The following is a 16481-nucleotide window of genomic DNA, read 5'->3' on the forward strand; positions in this document are numbered from 1 at the left end:
CATAATTTGGGTGGCGTAAACTTAAAAAGGTATTTACTAAATAAAAAATTTACAGGTCATACTGCTTGATTTTTCGATAAAGTGTTCTTTCAGAGATTCCCAACTCATCTGCGGCCGCTTTTCTTTTACCTTTATGACGCTCTAGAGATTTCTTGATAAGTTCAATTTCTTTTTGTTCTAATTTTAATACTTCTACTTCGTCAATGGTTTCTGCCATTAGATAATTAGTGTCATCGTCATCCTCAATCTCCTCTTGTTCTACTTCGTTTTGTGAAGCAATCGAATTTAGTCTTGGATCGTCAGCAAAATTAGAAGCGCTTTCTTCTTTAGATCCAAAAACCTTCTGAATCAAATTCTTATTCATTTCCTGAACTTTTGAGCTACCGTTTTGCATTAATTCCATGGTTAATTTTTTCAAATCATGCAAATCACTTTTCATATCAAAAAGTACTTTATATAAAATGTCTCTTTCCGTAGAAAAATCATTTTCCGATTTTTTCCCACCAATAACCGAAGGTAAATTACTGCCTTCAACGGGTAAATAAGATTGTAATGTAGCTAACGAAATGTCACGATTCGTTTCCAAAACCGAAAGCTGTTCTGCAAAATTTCTAAGCTGACGAATGTTTCCGCTCCAGCGGTATTTTTGCAAAAACTGAATGGCTTCATCACTCAATTTAACGGGAGGCATTTTGTATTTATGAGCAAAATCGGAAGCAAATTTTCGAAACAACAAATGAATATCCTCTTTTCTGTCGCGCAGTGGAGGCAAAGGAATATCAACTGTACTCAAACGATAGTATAAATCTTCACGAAATTTCCCCCTCTCTATTGCGTCGAACAAATTTACATTGGTAGCGGCAACTATACGAACATTGGTTTTTTGTACTTGTGATGAACCTACTTTCATAAATTCGCCGTTTTCCAAAACACGAAGTAAACGCACTTGGGTAGATAAAGGTAATTCACCAACTTCATCCAGGAAAATGGTTCCGCCATCGGCCACTTCAAAATACCCCTGACGCTCAACATTGGCGCCTGTAAACGAACCTTTTTCATGTCCGAAAAGTTCGCTGTCAATGGTTCCTTCCGGAATGGCACCGCAGTTTACAGCGATATATTTTCCGTGTTTTCTATGCGAAAGCGAATGTATAATTCTAGGAATACTTTCTTTACCAACACCACTTTCACCCACAACCAATACCGAAATATCAGTAGGAGCAACCTGTATGGCTTTCTCTATGGCACGATTTAGTTTTGGGTCATTCCCAATAATCTCAAATCGTTGTTTTATGCTTTGTACGGTTTCCATTTTATTCAATTGATAATTGATAATTGACATTGGATAATTAATTTCTATTTTTTAAAATTTTTAATTATCCATTATCAATTATTCATTGTTTTAATTCATTTCACTATATCCAATAGCTTCGCCAATCAAGGTTCCACTGGTACAGTTGGTAATTTTTACATTCACAAAATCGCCAATTTTATAATGTTCTTTTGGGAAAACAACCACTAAACTCTGTGAATTCCTTCCCGATAATTGTTCTGCTGATTTTTTAGAAACTTTTTCTACCAAGACTTCCACCGTTTTTCCAATAAATTCTTGCGTTCTTGCTAAACCATGTTTGCGTTGCAAATCCACAATTTCTTGTAAACGTCTTTGTTTTATCTCTTCCGGAACATCATCTTCCATCTTTCTTCCTGCCAAAGTTCCTGGGCGTTCTGAGTAGGCATACATATAGCCAAAACTATATTTCACGGTTTCCATTAGGTTCAGAGTGTCTTGGTGATCTTCCTCAGTTTCTGTTGGGAAACCGGCAATCATATCCTGTGTGATAGAACTTTCTGGAAGTATCGTTTTAATTTTATCAATCAATTGTAAATATTCTGCACGTGTGTGCAAACGATTCATTTCTTTTAGAATTCTATCGCTTCCACTTTGAACTGGCAAATGAATATGTTTACAAACATTTGGATATTTGGCAATAATATGCAACACTTCTTCATGCATATCTTGAGGGTTGGATGTCGAAAAACGAATACGCATTTTAGGGAATTGCACGGCAACCATTTCTAATAACTGATCAAAACCAACAGCTGTGGCTTGTTGCATTTCTGAAGCTTTATCAAAATCTTTTTTCAAACCGCCACCATACCAAAGATAACTATCCACATTTTGACCTAAAAGCGTAACTTCTTTAAAGCCTTTATCCCATAAATCTTTGATTTCTTCAAGAATACTTTGCGGTTCTCTACTGCGTTCTCGTCCACGAGTGAACGGAACCACACAAAACGTACACATATTATCACAACCGCGCGTAATAGAAACTAGAGCGGTTACGCCATTACTCATCAAACGCACAGGCGAAATATCGCCATAAGTTTCTTCCTTAGACAAAATTACATTAATGGCATCTCTGCCTTGCTCTACTTCTTGCAATAAGTTTGGTAAATCTTTATAAGCATCCGGACCTACAACCATGTCAACAATTTTCTCTTCATCAAGAAATTTCTCTTTCAATCGTTCCGCCATACAGCCTAAAACGCCCACTTTCATATTCGGATTTACTTCGCGTTTTACCGCATTATATTTTTCCAAACGCTTTCTAACGGTTTGTTCAGCTTTATCCCGTATAGAACAGGTATTTACCAAGACCAAATCGGCTTCTTCTAATATAGTTGTCGTATTATAACCTTCATTTGTCAATATAGACGCAACAACTTCACTGTCCGAAAAATTCATCGCACAGCCATAGCTTTCTATAAATAGTTTTTTGGTGTTTTCCTTTTTGTGTTCCAAAACAAGACTGCTGCCTTGTTTTTTCTCGTCAATTTCCTTTTTCATATAAAATGTTTCGCTTTCGGGACAACAAAGATAATACTAAATTATAAAATATGACAAGATGGCAGTTTGGTTTAACAAAAGTTTTGGAGCGAATGGTTTGAGTATACATGGAGTCCTTGTTTCCGCTTTCCGTTGCAATATTTTTAGATATCTTTTCGGGTAATCCAAAAATGATTTTCACTACAATCAGGGCATGAGAGTTGTCGTCTTTTGTGATAGTTGTAATTTGATAAAATGTGTCAATCGTCGTTAAAAAATAGCAATAAAACGGTTTTTTAAAAAAAACGTTTACTTTTGCCGACATAAACAATCGGGATATGGCAAAGAATTTAGTTATCGTGGAGTCACCTGCAAAGGCTAAAACTATTGAAAAATTTCTAGGAAGCGAGTTTCAGGTAGAATCAAGCTACGGGCATATTGCCGACTTGCCTTCTAAAGAAATAGGAGTTGATGTGCTTAACGGTTTCAAGCCGAAATACGAAGTCTCTTCCGATAAAAAAGCTTTGGTGACAAAACTTAAAGGCCTAGCTAAAAATGCCGAGATGGTATGGTTGGCTTCCGATGAGGACCGCGAAGGAGAAGCCATTTCTTGGCACTTAGCGGAAGAATTGAAATTAGATAAAGCCAAAACAAAACGTATTGTTTTCCACGAAATAACAAAAAACGCTATTTTAAAAGCCATCGATAATCCAAGAGAAATCGATTACAACTTAGTTAATGCTCAACAAGCGCGAAGAGTTTTAGATAGATTAGTTGGTTATGAATTATCACCAGTACTTTGGAAAAAGGTTAAAGGGGGATTATCTGCCGGTCGTGTTCAATCAGTTTCAGTGCGATTAATTGTAGAAAGAGAAAGAGAAATTCAGGAATTCAAAGCTGTAGCATCCTATTCGGTAACAGCCGAATTTACAAACGAAGCCGGAAAAATAGTCAAAGCCAAATTGCCAAAAAACTTCGCAACCAAAAAAGAAGCAGAAGATTTTCTGAATAAAAATATCGGTTCTACCTATAAAGTAGCCGATTTAGAAACGAAGCCAACAAAAAAATCACCAGCTGCACCTTTTACGACATCAACTTTGCAACAGGAAGCCGCCCGTAAATTGTATTTACCAGTTGGAATCACCATGCAAATCGCACAGCGTTTGTACGAAGCGGGATTGATAACTTATATGAGAACAGATAGTGTGAATCTTTCGAAAGAAGCATCTGATGCAGCTGAAGCGGAAATAACAAAATCATACGGAAGAGAATATTCTAAACCAAGAACTTTCAACACCAAAAGTAAAGGGGCACAGGAAGCGCACGAAGCTATTCGTCCAACAGATATGTCGAGACATACTGTGAATGTAGAAAGAGACCAAGCGCGATTATACGATTTGATTTGGAAAAGAACATTAGCCTCTCAAATGAGCGATGCTGAACTAGAAAGAACAAACGTAAGGATTGAAGCCAATAATCATTCAGAAGTTTTCCAAGCATCGGGAGAAGTAATCAAATTTGAGGGATTCTTAAAAGTATATCTTGAAGGAAATGACGATGACGATGAAGAACAGGAAGGAATGTTGCCAGCGTTGAAAGTAAACGAAAGACTAGTAAATAACAATATCACAGCAACCGAAAGATATACAAGAGCTGCTTCGAGATACACAGAAGCATCATTGGTAAAGAAATTAGAAGAATTAGGTATTGGCCGTCCATCGACATATGCACCAACGATTTCTACTATTATCGCCAGAACGTATGTTGAAAAAGGAAACTTAGAAGGTGTAGAAAGAAAATATACGCAACTTACGCTTCAAGCAAATAAAGTTGACGAAAAGGTTTTAAAAGAAAATACTGGTTCTGATAAAGGGAAATTAGTTCCAACCGATATCGGAACGATTGTAAATGACTTTTTGGTAAAGAATTTTGCAGCGATATTAGATTATAATTTTACGGCGAAAGTAGAGCAAGACTTTGATGAAATCGCAGAAGGAAATATTGATTGGGCAAAGATGATGCAGGATTTCTATGATAAGTTTCACCCAAATGTTCTTGAAGTAGGTGAAAATGCAGAACGAGAAAGTGGCGAAAGAATATTAGGGAAAGATCCAAAAACAGGCAAACAGGTTTTGGTTCGTTTAGGAAAATTCGGTCCAGTTGCCCAAATAGGTGAAGCAGATGATGATGAAAAACAATTCGCAAGTTTGCGTCAAGAACAAAATATTGGTAGCATAACTTTAGAAGAAGCGTTGAATTTATTTTTACTGCCAAAAAATTTAGGTATATATGAAGGAGAAGATGTTGAAGTTAGCAATGGTCGTTTTGGCCCTTATGTTCGTTTCGGTAAGCAATTTATTTCTTTACCAAAAGGCGAAGATCCATTAGATGTTACTATGGAAAGAGCACAAGAATTGATTAACGAAAAAGCACAAGCTGATGCACCAATTGCTACTTATAAAAATGAACCGGTTCAAAAAGGAGTTGGTCGTTTTGGTCCTTTTTTAAAATGGAACGGGATTTTTATCAACGTAAGTAAAAAATACAATTTTGATAATCTATCGCAAGCGGATGTTGAAGAATTGATAGAAGAGAAATTGCAAAAGAACATCGACAAAGTAATTCACAATTGGAAAGAAGAAGGAATCTTGGTTGAAAAAGCACGTTGGGGAAAATCAGTAATTACCAAAGGCAAAATCAAAATTGAATTAAATAAAGATGTTGATGCCACCAAATTAACTCTAGAGGAAGTAAAAGAGCTAATAGAGAAAAAAACACCGGCAAAGAAGACTGCAGCAAAAAAAACAGCAACAAAAAAAGCACCTGCTAAAAAGAAATAAGCTATGGAATTTGATTTTCTATCACCTGTTGATAACGAAGTTCTTCAATACATCAAAGGATTGTCATCACAGCATTTGGGAAGCAAAGTCGCTTTTCATACGGATAAGGAATTTCCAGATATTGATAAAGTAAAAATTGTAATCGTTGGCGTATTAGAAAACCGTGGTGCAGTAAATTATGTAGACGATGAAGTTAATCTTGAAGCTGTCCGAAAAGAACTATATGGTTTGTTTCCCGGAAACTGGCAAAGCTCAATAGCTGATTTAGGAGATATTATTCCGGGAAATTCTTTAGAAGACACTTTTTTTGCTTTACAAAAAGTAGCCGCTAAATTAATTAAAAAAGGAATTATTCCAATTGTTATAGGTGGTTCACAGGATTTGACTTACCCACTATACAGAGCATACGATAATCAGGAGCAAATGGTTAACTTGGTTTCTATAGATAGTAAATTTGATTTTGGTAAGCAGGAAGATGGAATTACAGCAAATTCTTATTTGTCTAAAATAATTTTGGACGAGCCCAATAATCTTTTTAATTATACTAATGTAGGATATCAAACCTATTATAATTCTCAAGAAGAGATTGATTTAATAGAAAAATTATTTTTTGACGCTTACAGATTAGGTGACATATCAAATAATATTGAAATGTCAGAACCAACTTTACGGGATGCAGATATTGTTAGTATAGATTTAAATGCTGTAAAATCCTCATATTCAGGAAACTTTGTTACTTTTACTCCAAATGGTTTTGACGGAAAAGAAATTTGTAGTTTATCAAGATATGCGGGTATTAGTGACAAGGTAAGTTCTTTGGGTATCTTTAATTATAATAATAAAAGAGAGGGATCAGTTCTTATTGCTCAAATAATATGGTATTTTATTGAAGGCGTTAATTATCGTTCCAACGAGTATCCATTTGGTACAAAAGAGAATTATTTAAAATACATTGTGCCATTAGAAAATGAAGAATTAATATTTTATAAGAGCAATAAAACGGGTAGATGGTGGATAGAAATTAATTTTTTTGTAGGGCAGCACAATAAACTTAAAAAAAATACGTTATTATCATGTTCACATGAAGAATATTTAGCGGCGTGTAATAATGAAATACCAGAAAGATGGTGGAAAGCACAACGAAAGAATTCAATTTAATTTAATAAACGTAAAAAACAACTTACAAACAAGACAATAAAAACGCATTTTATCGTAAAAAAATGCATTTTATCGATAAAATATTTTTTTAATTACAAGAATAATTCTATTTTTGAAATGTGAATTAATGAAATGAAAGAGTAAACAAATAAATTTAATATTAATTAATTGCTTTTTTCAAAAATAATAAATAGGTTTACGCCCTAAAAAAAATTCAAATAACCCCAAAATTTACATATGAAGAAGTTCATAACATTTGCGTCATTTTTAGCTTTATTAACCAGTTGTGGTGGATCAAGTGATAAAGGTGAATTGGTAGGAGTTAAAGGAAGAAAATGGCATCCAGAAAAGCCGTTTGGAATGACTTTGATACCTGGTGGAGCATACATTATGGGTAAATCTGATGATGACCCAGCTAACATACAAGATGCTCCAACTAAAACGGTTACAGTTAGATCATTCTACATGGATGAAACTGAAATAACAAACAGTGAATATCGTCAATTTGTTGAATGGGTAAAAGACTCTACTATAAGAGTTCGTTTAGCTATTCTCGCTGATGAAGTAGGACAAACACCAACAGGTAAAGGTGCGAAAGGCGGAAAAGGTGGTGGAAAAGGAGGAAGTATTGGAGACTTTGCTTTCAATGATACTGATCCGGCCAAGATGACTCCTTATGATAAATACATGTATGAGAATTATTATAGTGTAGGTACTGATGATGATCCTTATGCAGGAAGAAGGTTGAACAAAAAAATCAAACTTATAAAAGATACCAAAAAATATCCAGACGAATATTATACAGAAGTTATGGATACTATGTATTTGCCTTTAGCCGAATCTTTTAATGGTTTACGAACTATTGATGTCCGTAAATTAAAATTTAGATATTCATGGATGGATATTCAAGCAGCTGCAAAAGCAAAAACGGGTAAAAGAAGTTCATTTATCAGAACAGAACAACAACTTGTTTATCCTGACACCACGGTTTGGATTAAAGATTTTGCCTATTCTTATAATGAACCTATGCACAACGATTATTTTTGGCACCAAGCTTACGGCGAATATCCTGTAGTAGGTGTAAATTGGAAACAAGCAAAAGCTTTTTGTGCTTGGAGAACGTTAAACAAAAATTCGTATATCAAATCAAAGAAAAAACACCACGATTTAATAAACACTTTCCGTCTTCCTATTGAATCAGAATGGGAATATGCTGCTAGAGGTGGATTAGAATCAGGAACTTTTCCTTGGGGTGGACCTTATGCTAAAAATGACAGAGGTTGTTTCTTAGCTAACTTCAAACCTAATAGAGGAGATTATGCTGCCGATCAGGCTTTGTATACTGTAGAAGCAAAATCATATGAGCCAAATGGATATAATTTATACAATATGGCAGGAAATGTGGCTGAATGGACTGATTCATCTTATGATGCCGCAGCTTATGAATATGTATCTTCAATAAATCCAAACGTTTCAGATTTAAAAAACATGAGAAAAGCCGTTAGAGGTGGTTCATGGAAAGATGTCGCTTACTTTTTGCAAGTAGGAACCAGAGATTTTGAATATGCAGATTCAGCTCGAAGTTACATAGGATTCCGTACAGTACAAGATTATATGGGAACTAAAGTCACCAAAAACGGAGTTCCTAAAAAATAATTTAAAACTAACTTAAATATAAATTAAAACTAACTAACTAAAATTTTATTATTATGGCATTATTAAGCAAAAAAGCAATGAATTTCGCATACGGGATGGGAGCAGCAGTTGTAATCATCGGTGCATTGTTCAAAATTACTCACATCGAATTTGGATTTATAACGGGTAACTTAATGTTAACTATAGGACTTGTTACTGAAGCGTTAATTTTTGGATTATCTGCTTTTGAACCAGTTGATAATGAATTAGATTGGTCTTTAGTTTATCCAGAATTAGCTGGTGGTGAAGCAAAAGCTAGAAAAGTAAAAACAGAAGATGCAACAGACGCGCAAGGGTTATTATCTCAAAAACTTGATGCTATGTTAAAAGAAGCTAAAGTAGATAGTGCATTAATGGAAAGCTTAGGAAACAGTATCAAAAATTTTGAAGGTGCAGCAAAAGCTATATCTCCAACTGTTGATGCAGTTGCTTCTACAAAAAAATATTCTGAAGAAATGACAAGAGCAGCAGGTCAATTAGAAGCATTGAACGGTTTATACCAAGTGCAATTACAAAGTGCTGAAAGAAACGCAAAAATCAATGACGAAGTTGCTGAAAACAATTTAAAATTAAAAGATCAAATGCAAAGCTTAACGTCTAACCTTTCTACATTGAATAATGTATACGGTGGAATGCTTTCTGCAATGAGTAATAAAGGATAATTAGTTTTATAACTATATATTTTAAACAAAATAATAATTTAAACTAATTAGAAAAAATGGCAGGAGGAAAATTAACCCCTAGACAGAAGATGATTAACCTGATGTATTTGGTATTCATCGCGATGTTGGCATTAAACATGTCAAAAGAAGTATTATCAGCTTTTGGAATTTTAAATACTAAGATTGAAAGTTCAAATTCAATCACTGACAATAGAAATGAAAGCTCTTTTTTGCAACTACAACAAAAAGCTAAAGACCAGCCATTACAGTATGGTGATAAAAAAGCTAAAGTTGATAAAATCAGAGCTATCTGTAAAGAATACAATGATTATATCGAAGGTATAAAAACTGAAGTTACCAAAAAATTCCCTAAAGATAAAGAAGGTAACTATCCATGTGAACAAATGGATAAAAGTGACGAAATTGACAATATGTTCTATACAGGCGATAAAGAGTCAGCAAAAGGTAAAGAATTCTTAGAAAAAATCAGAGGATTTGCAGGTAAACTAAAAGCAATTGGAGGAAGTTCAATAGCTGAGGTTGAAATGAAAAAAATCGAGAAAAGATTTGCTACAGAAGATGTTTATTCTGAAAAAGCTGAAGCAAAGTTACCATGGTTAGATTATAACTACCACCATTTCCCATTGATTGCAACTGTTACAAAACTGACACAATTGCAAGCGGATATCAAATCAACTGAAAGTGATATCATGGAAGGGATGTTTAAATCTGACTTAGTTGCTGCCGCTTCATTAACAGCGTATCAACCAATTGTTGTTCCAGAAAAAACAGCTTTCTTTCAAGGTGAGGCAGTTAAAGGAAAAATTATCTTAGGAAAATTTGATCCAAACTTAGTTGCTAAATCAGTTATCGTAAATGGAGTTAGTGTTCCTGCCAAAGCAGGTCAGGCAGATTTCTCTTTCGGTGCTGGTGCTGTTGGAGAACATGAAATTACTGGTTCATTTAACTTTGACGAAAACGGAAAAGTAGTTAGCTTACCAATTAAAGGAAACTATGTTGTTGTACCACAACCTAAATCAGCTAATATTTCTGCTGATAAAATGAACGTAGTTTACAGAGGGTTACCAAATCCAATGACTATTTCATTCGCAGGTATCTCTGATGACAAAGTATCGGCTTCTGCTCCAGGTTTAGCCAGAGCAACGGGTAATGGAAAATATAACTTAAACCCAGGTTCTGGTACTGAAGTAAAAGTTAGCGTTACAGCTAAACTTCCTGATGGGAAACCAGTTTCTGATAGCAAAATATTTAGAATTAAAAATATTCCTGCTCCACTTGGTGCAATTGCAGGTTCAACAGGAGTTATAAAAGGTGCAAAGTCTCGTTTGCAAGTATCGCAAGTTACAGCAGTATTGCCTGATTTCTTGTATGACTTAAACTTTGAAGTAGTTCAATTTACTTTTAAAGTGCAAGGTCAACCAGCGATTGTTGTAAATGGAAACAGAGTAGATGCTAAATGTGCAGCTGCATTAGTTAGAGCTTCTAAAGGTGATCAGATTACAATTTCAGATATTAAATCTAAAATTGCAGGTCAAGGTATCAAGCCACAGACAGCTTCACCTGTTATTTACGAAATACAATAATAATTTAAGTTGAAAAGAAACCTACTTAAATAACTTATATTAAATTATGAAAATTAAAAATCTTTTATCAGTAGTTTTTGCAGTAGCAATGGGTGCTTCAACTTTTGCTCAGTCAAACTTGTTGAATTCCAAAACTCCAGACGAGATTGGAAAGAAAACACCTGCTCAGTTAATTTCTGACAATGATAAACCATTACCATATGGTTATGTTCATGACAGAGATGTATTAATGGGTAAAACGATTTGGGAGTTTGTAGATGTTGATGAAAGAATTAATTTTCCATTATATTACCCGATTGATACTAATTTTGTTGGTAAAGATAGAAGGTCATTGTTTGATGTACTTGTTAAAAATATCAAGAATGGTAAGATTACCGAAGTGTATGCTGACGATTATTTCAATACCAAGAAAACGTTTAAAGATATGGCATCTTCGTTTACCTATACCGATACTATTCCAGCTGGTATAGATGAGTATAATAACTTTATTGACGATTACAAATCAGGAGCTAAGGTTTTAGATCCTCAGTTTATCAATAAAAAAGAATTAGACGCAAGTTATATATCAGGCTACAAAATCAAAGGGTACTGGTATTTTGACAAACGTCAGGGTGAACTAAAATACAGATTATTAGCTTTGTGTCCGGTTACTCCGGAAGCAAAAGATGCGGGTAATGAAAATGCTGACGTAATTGAATTGTTCTGGGTTTACTTCCCTACGGTAAGAGATATACTGCATGAGTCAAAGGCCTTTAATGATAAGAATTCTGCGATGCCAATTACATTTGACCATTTGTTAAACTCGAGAAGATTTAATGGCGAGATATACAAAGAAGAAAATGTTTATGGCGATAGAGAAATTCAGCAATACATGAAAGACAATTCTCAAAACCAGCTTTTAGAATCGGATAGAGTAAAAGAAAAGATTCGTAGTTTCGAATCGGATATGTGGAATTACTAAGAAATAGTTCATAATACAATATAAAACTCTCATCTTTATGGTGAGAGTTTTTTTTAGCTATATAAATAATGACAGATTATATTATTGTTGGTTCAGGGTTAGCAGGTATTGCTTTTGCAGAAACACTTTTGCAGCATAATAAGTCCTTTATAGTTTTTGAAAACAACTCACAAAGTTCCAGCAGCATAGCAGGCGGATTGTATAATCCTGTAATTTTAAAAAGATTTAGCGAAGTCTGGAATGCCAAGCCTCAACTTGAATTAGCTAATGAGTTTTATGCCGCCATTGAAAAAAAACTTGCCATTCAATTCGATTTTAAAATCCCGATATATCGAAAATTCTTCTCTGTAGAAGAACAAAACAATTGGTTTGCAGCCTCAGATAAACCAAATTTATCACCGTTTCTTTCTACAACAATTATCCATAAAAAGTACAACGGTATTGATGCTCCCTTTGGATACGGTGAAGTATTGCAAACCGGTTATGTGGATACAATTGCTTTGCTTACCCATTATCACAAGTATCTAAAAAGTTTAAATCTATTGGCTTCAGACACTTTTGATTATGCCGAATTACAGCTGTTTGACGACCATATTGAATACCAAAATATAAAAGCCAAACACATTGTCTTCGCTGAAGGATTTGGAATGCATTCTAATCCGTTTTTTAATCTTTTACCGCTTGATGGAACTAAAGGTGAATTATTTATCATTAGAGCCCCTGAATTAGATTTAGATGTAATTATAAATACCAGCGTTTTTATTTTGCCCTTAGGCGATGCTCTTTTTAAAGTGGGCGCAACTTATAATTGGGAAGACAAAACAAACGCGCCAACCACTGAAGGCAAGCAAGAATTAATCGATAGAATAAAAGAAATTCTAAACTGTGATTTTGAAATTGTAGAACATTTTGCCGGTGTAAGACCAACAGTTAAGGACAGAAGACCATTACTTGGCACGCATCCAAAACATGAAAAGCTCCATATTTTAAATGGTCTCGGAACACGAGGTGTAATGCTGGCGCCAACTTTGGCTAAAGATTTATTCGACTTTATCGAAAACGGAAAACCATTAGATAAGGCTATTGATATCAAAAGATATACTACTTCTTAGCAGCATTCTTATCAAAACTAATAAACATATTGATATAAATATTTCTGGCTAATCGCGCCGTTATCGGCATCAGGGCTATAAGTGCTAGAATAATGGCAATGATAGCTTGTTTTAATGATAATCCCATAATGACTTTCGAAATGATAAAAGCCGCAACTCCAATGCCAACAGTCAACCCGTAACTAACATACATCGCACCATAAAAAAAGGAAGGTTCTATTTGATAATGTAAACCACAATGACTACAATTCTCCTGCATTTTATAGATATTCTGTATATGATATGGATTTTTGTCCAAATACATGCTTTCTTCTTGACAACGTGGACAAGTTCCTGTTAAAATACTATTTAGTTTGGATCCTTTTTTTAACATTTGCAAAAAATTTAATTTTGTTCATTTTAGTCTTATGACCTCGAGTATACAAAGGTAAATCCAAATAAGGTTTTAATACTAATAAACTATTCTTTTTCTCTATGTTAAATATCCATAACTTATCGGTTTCTTTTGGCGGCACTTATCTTTTTGAAGAGGTAACTTTTCGATTAGGCTCTGGTGATAGAGTAGGACTGGTAGGAAAAAACGGTGCCGGAAAATCGACAATGCTAAAAATTTTAGCTGGAGATTTTAAACCGGATTCAGGTCAGATTGCAACCGAGAAGGAAGTGAAAATGGGTTTTCTTCGTCAGGATATCGATTTCGAACAAGGAAGATCAGTGCTTGAAGAAGCCTATGAAGCATTTATCGAAATAAAAGTAGTTGAAAAAAAACTGGAAAGTATCAACCACCAATTAGTAACTAGAACCGATTATGAAAGCGAGGCCTATAGCCAAATTATCGAAGATTTATCCGATTATACCCATCGTTTTGAGTTACTTGGCGGCTATAACTATGTTGGCGATACCGAGAAAATATTATTAGGGCTAGGTTTTAAAAGAGAAGATTTCAACAACCAAACCGATACTTTTTCAGGTGGTTGGAGAATGCGTATAGAGTTAGCCAAATTATTATTGCAATCCAACGATATTTTATTGCTGGATGAGCCAACGAATCACTTGGATATTGAGAGTATCATTTGGCTGGAAGGATTTCTTCGAAACTTTCCCGGCGTAGTCGTAATCGTTTCCCACGATAAAATGTTTCTGGATAATGTGACCAATCGTACGATTGAAATTTCTCTAGGCAAAGCTTATGATTACAACAAACCGTATTCACAATATTTAGTTTTACGTGAAGAAATCCGCGAAAAGCAATTGGCTACACAAAAAAACCAAGCCAAGAAAATAGAGGAAACCGAGAAGCTAATCGAAAAGTTCCGAGCCAAAGCTTCCAAAGCATCCATGGCGCAATCGCTTATCAAAAAACTAGATAAAGTTGAACGCATCGAAGTAGATGAAGATGATACTTCAGTAATGAATATTTCATTTCCGGTATCACAAGTTCCGGGAAGAGTAGTTATCGAAGCCGAACATGTAACCAAAGCCTACGGTGATAAAACAATTTTAAAAGACATTTCGCTTTTGGTGGAACGCGGGAGTAAAATTGCTTTCGTGGGTCAGAATGGTCAGGGGAAATCTACCTTTATGAAAGCCATCGTCAATGAATTTAAATACCAAGGTTCCATAAAACTGGGACACAATGTGCAGTTGGGTTATTTTGCCCAAAATCAGGCAGAATATTTAGACGGCGAAATTACCTTATTGGAAACCATGACCAATGCGGCTACCGATACCAATCGTTCTAAAGTTCGGGATATGTTGGGCTCCTTTTTGTTTCGTGGCGATGATGTAGAGAAAAAAGTTAAAGTACTTTCGGGTGGCGAACGCAATCGTTTGGCTTTGTGTAAATTATTACTGCAGCCAATAAACGTATTAGTGATGGATGAACCAACGAATCACCTCGATATTAAATCGAAGAATGTATTAAAAGCGGCCTTAAAAAAATACGAAGGCACTTTGCTGTTGGTTTCTCACGACAGGGATTTTCTTCAGGGAATGTCGAATATCGTTTACGAATTCAAAGACCAAAAAATCAAAGAATATTTAGGCGATATTAACTATTTCTTAGAGCAACGCAACATGGAAAACATGCGTGAAGTGGAGAAAAAAGACGTTGCCAAAAAAGAAGCTCCAAAGGAAACAACCAAAGTTTCCTATGAAGACCAAAAGAAAAGTAAATCACTGCAAAATCGTTTGAGTAAAGTAGAAAGCCAAATCAAACAATTGGAAATTGATATTCAGGCTGATGACAAAGCTTTGGCATCCAATTATGACAAGCACATTGAAGATGCAAATTTCTTTATGGCGTACAACAAAAAGAAAAAAGAATTAGACCGATTACTCGAAGAATGGGAAGTGATTCAAGGTGAGATTGATTTAATGTGAAAAGCCTGATTTATGAAAAACATACACCTTATCATTTCAAGTTTAATTGTACTTCCTTTAGGGTTTATATATGGTTTTCAGCCCAATTTACTTTTTGATGTTACTATTAATTCGATAGATGAAGCCAATATTTTCAAGGCAGTTATGGGATTGTATCTTGGTTTTTCTACACTCTGGATTATCGGATTACTGAAACCTGCTTTTTGGAAAACAGCAACGATGTCCAATATGATTTTTATGCTGGGTTTGGCATTTGGTCGAATACTTTCTATGTTTTATGACGGAATACCATCTACTATTTTTGTTATCGGAACAATAGGCGAATTGGTTTTAGGGCTTTATGCTCTATACCAGCTACAGCTAAATAGAGCTTCAAAAAAAGCACTGTAATTATTCCTTATCAAAAACAAAATTTACCTTAGTTACATTGCTTTTGGTATCAAAATAGACTTGTCGGTTGTTAGCAATCTTTTCTTCTAACTGACCGTTAATCGAAAATTTCATTTCAGTATAAAGCCTTCCTGTTCTGCCGGAAATAGTGACTTGATACAAACTATCTTTAACTACTTCTTTCATAGGAAAATCTTTGTCCCAAGATAAGGGACTGTCCCAACCACGTACACCCACTGTTTTGATATTCGGAATTCCTGAAACATTGAGCGTAAAAACTACGGTGCGCCACTGCGTTTTTTGAACGCAGCTATTTAAACTTAACAGGGCTATGGCCGCAACGATAAATAGTTGTTTTTTCATTTTACTTTACTTTTTTAGTTATCAAATAATCTACTCCAAACCGACCCGACCCTAATACCATCGTGAACAAGCTAACCCAAAGAAACCCAAGAGCCGGTAAACAATTCCACAAGCCATTTTGAATTTGTTGCATAAAAATGGCAACCAACATCGTGCAAAGAATCAAAAAGGAGAATAGCCTGGTCTGAAATCCGAATAATAAAAATAAGCCACCAACTGCTTCAGAAAAGGCGCCCATCCAGGCAAAGAACGCTGGCGTAATGGCAAAGATGCCACCATAATGCGCCACATCTTGTGGAAACCAAAAGGCGACTTCAAAAAAGCCAAGCCCATTTTCGGGCGGAGACCAGGGCAAGCCAAATTTTTGGGCACCAAAATTTGCCGTTAGTAAATAGCCACATACCATACGAGGGATTGCCAATAGTAAATCTTGTGACCAGTGTGGTAATAAAACAGGTGTTGTAATTTGGTTGAGAATTCTCAT

Annotated in this window: 14 protein-coding genes; 9 read left to right on the forward strand and 5 right to left on the reverse strand. The window is 35.0% G+C overall.

The window, feature by feature from the left end; translation table 11 throughout:
* Positions 1–49: 49 nt before the first annotated feature.
* On the reverse strand, positions 50–1312 hold the full coding sequence (locus QWY90_RS02865; RefSeq protein ID WP_290286920.1) for a sigma-54 interaction domain-containing protein: 1263 nt from the start codon (positions 1310–1312) through the stop codon (positions 50–52).
* A gap of 90 nt (positions 1313–1402) precedes the next feature.
* Positions 1403–2851 (reverse strand): tRNA (N6-isopentenyl adenosine(37)-C2)-methylthiotransferase MiaB, encoded by a 1449-nt coding sequence (miaB, locus tag QWY90_RS02870; protein WP_290284331.1) that lies wholly within the window; start codon positions 2849–2851, stop codon positions 1403–1405.
* Positions 2852–3168: 317 nt separating this feature from the next.
* On the opposite strand from miaB, the gene topA reads away from it, so the two are divergent.
* From topA to QWY90_RS02905, 7 genes are all read left to right on the forward strand, one after another.
* Positions 3169–5670, forward strand: a complete 2502-nt coding sequence (gene topA, locus QWY90_RS02875; protein ID WP_290284332.1) for a type I DNA topoisomerase — start codon at positions 3169–3171, stop codon at positions 5668–5670.
* A gap of 3 nt (positions 5671–5673) precedes the next feature.
* A complete protein-coding gene (locus QWY90_RS02880) occupies positions 5674–6828 on the forward strand; it encodes a formimidoylglutamase (RefSeq protein WP_290284333.1) in 1155 nt (384 codons plus the stop codon).
* Between the two features lie 237 nt (positions 6829–7065).
* The gene (porK, locus tag QWY90_RS02885; RefSeq protein ID WP_290284334.1) at positions 7066–8484 is read left to right on the forward strand and encodes a T9SS ring complex lipoprotein PorK/GldK; all 1419 of its coding nucleotides are present in this window, start codon (positions 7066–7068) and stop codon (positions 8482–8484) included.
* A 53-nt stretch (positions 8485–8537) separates the two neighbouring features.
* The gene (gene porL / locus QWY90_RS02890) at positions 8538–9185 is read left to right on the forward strand and encodes a type IX secretion system motor protein PorL/GldL (protein ID WP_290284335.1); all 648 of its coding nucleotides are present in this window, start codon (positions 8538–8540) and stop codon (positions 9183–9185) included.
* A gap of 56 nt (positions 9186–9241) precedes the next feature.
* Complete coding sequence (porM, locus tag QWY90_RS02895; protein ID WP_290284336.1) at positions 9242–10789, forward strand: type IX secretion system motor protein PorM/GldM; 1548 nt, start codon at positions 9242–9244, stop codon at positions 10787–10789.
* A gap of 46 nt (positions 10790–10835) precedes the next feature.
* Positions 10836–11750 carry a type IX secretion system ring subunit PorN/GldN gene (porN, locus tag QWY90_RS02900; RefSeq protein ID WP_290284337.1) on the forward strand — a complete coding sequence of 305 codons (915 nt, stop codon included), beginning with the start codon at positions 10836–10838 and terminating at the stop codon, positions 11748–11750.
* Between the two features lie 68 nt (positions 11751–11818).
* Positions 11819–12862: an NAD(P)/FAD-dependent oxidoreductase gene (locus tag QWY90_RS02905; RefSeq protein ID WP_290284338.1), complete on the forward strand. Its 1044-nt coding sequence runs from the start codon at positions 11819–11821 to the stop codon at positions 12860–12862.
* Here QWY90_RS02905 and QWY90_RS02910 read toward each other — a convergent pair.
* A complete protein-coding gene (locus QWY90_RS02910; protein WP_290284340.1) occupies positions 12852–13235 on the reverse strand; it encodes a DUF983 domain-containing protein in 384 nt (127 codons plus the stop codon). The genes QWY90_RS02905 and QWY90_RS02910 overlap by 11 nt on opposite strands.
* Positions 13236–13336: 101 nt before the next feature.
* Here QWY90_RS02910 and QWY90_RS02915 point away from each other — a divergent pair, with 101 nt between their 5' ends.
* On the forward strand, positions 13337–15244 hold the full coding sequence (locus tag QWY90_RS02915; RefSeq protein ID WP_290284341.1) for an ABC-F family ATP-binding cassette domain-containing protein: 1908 nt from the start codon (positions 13337–13339) through the stop codon (positions 15242–15244).
* A 12-nt stretch (positions 15245–15256) separates the two neighbouring features.
* Positions 15257–15634, forward strand: a complete 378-nt coding sequence (locus QWY90_RS02920) for a DUF4345 domain-containing protein (protein ID WP_290284342.1) — start codon at positions 15257–15259, stop codon at positions 15632–15634.
* Here the strand turns inward: QWY90_RS02920 and QWY90_RS02925 are convergent, their stop codons facing one another.
* Positions 15635–15997: a hypothetical protein gene (locus QWY90_RS02925; RefSeq protein ID WP_290284343.1), complete on the reverse strand. Its 363-nt coding sequence runs from the start codon at positions 15995–15997 to the stop codon at positions 15635–15637. It abuts the gene before it with no gap.
* Position 15998: 1 nt separating this feature from the next.
* The gene (locus QWY90_RS02930; RefSeq protein WP_290284345.1) at positions 15999–16481 is read right to left on the reverse strand and encodes a DoxX family protein; all 483 of its coding nucleotides are present in this window, start codon (positions 16479–16481) and stop codon (positions 15999–16001) included.

It is taken from the genome of Flavobacterium paronense (assembly GCF_030409795.1).
Classification (GTDB): domain Bacteria; phylum Bacteroidota; class Bacteroidia; order Flavobacteriales; family Flavobacteriaceae; genus Flavobacterium; species Flavobacterium paronense.

Bases quoted from the DNA above. Each gene is read 5' to 3' on its own strand.
- QWY90_RS02865 (WP_290286920.1), bottom strand. From the start codon at position 1,312: ATGGAAACCGTACAAAGCATAAAACAACGATTTGAGATTATTGGGAAT.
- miaB (WP_290284331.1), bottom strand. From the start codon at position 2,851: ATGAAAAAGGAAATTGACGAGAAAAAACAAGGCAGCAGTCTTGTTTTG.
- topA (WP_290284332.1), top strand. From the start codon at position 3,169: ATGGCAAAGAATTTAGTTATCGTGGAGTCACCTGCAAAGGCTAAAACT.
- QWY90_RS02880 (WP_290284333.1), top strand. From the start codon at position 5,674: ATGGAATTTGATTTTCTATCACCTGTTGATAACGAAGTTCTTCAATAC.
- porK (WP_290284334.1), top strand. From the start codon at position 7,066: ATGAAGAAGTTCATAACATTTGCGTCATTTTTAGCTTTATTAACCAGT.
- porL (WP_290284335.1), top strand. From the start codon at position 8,538: ATGGCATTATTAAGCAAAAAAGCAATGAATTTCGCATACGGGATGGGA.
- porM (WP_290284336.1), top strand. From the start codon at position 9,242: ATGGCAGGAGGAAAATTAACCCCTAGACAGAAGATGATTAACCTGATG.
- porN (WP_290284337.1), top strand. From the start codon at position 10,836: ATGAAAATTAAAAATCTTTTATCAGTAGTTTTTGCAGTAGCAATGGGT.
- QWY90_RS02905 (WP_290284338.1), top strand. From the start codon at position 11,819: ATGACAGATTATATTATTGTTGGTTCAGGGTTAGCAGGTATTGCTTTT.
- QWY90_RS02910 (WP_290284340.1), bottom strand. From the start codon at position 13,235: ATGTTAAAAAAAGGATCCAAACTAAATAGTATTTTAACAGGAACTTGT.
- QWY90_RS02915 (WP_290284341.1), top strand. From the start codon at position 13,337: ATGTTAAATATCCATAACTTATCGGTTTCTTTTGGCGGCACTTATCTT.
- QWY90_RS02920 (WP_290284342.1), top strand. From the start codon at position 15,257: ATGAAAAACATACACCTTATCATTTCAAGTTTAATTGTACTTCCTTTA.
- QWY90_RS02925 (WP_290284343.1), bottom strand. From the start codon at position 15,997: ATGAAAAAACAACTATTTATCGTTGCGGCCATAGCCCTGTTAAGTTTA.
- QWY90_RS02930 (WP_290284345.1), bottom strand. From the start codon at position 16,481: ATGAGAATTCTCAACCAAATTACAACACCTGTTTTATTACCACACTGG.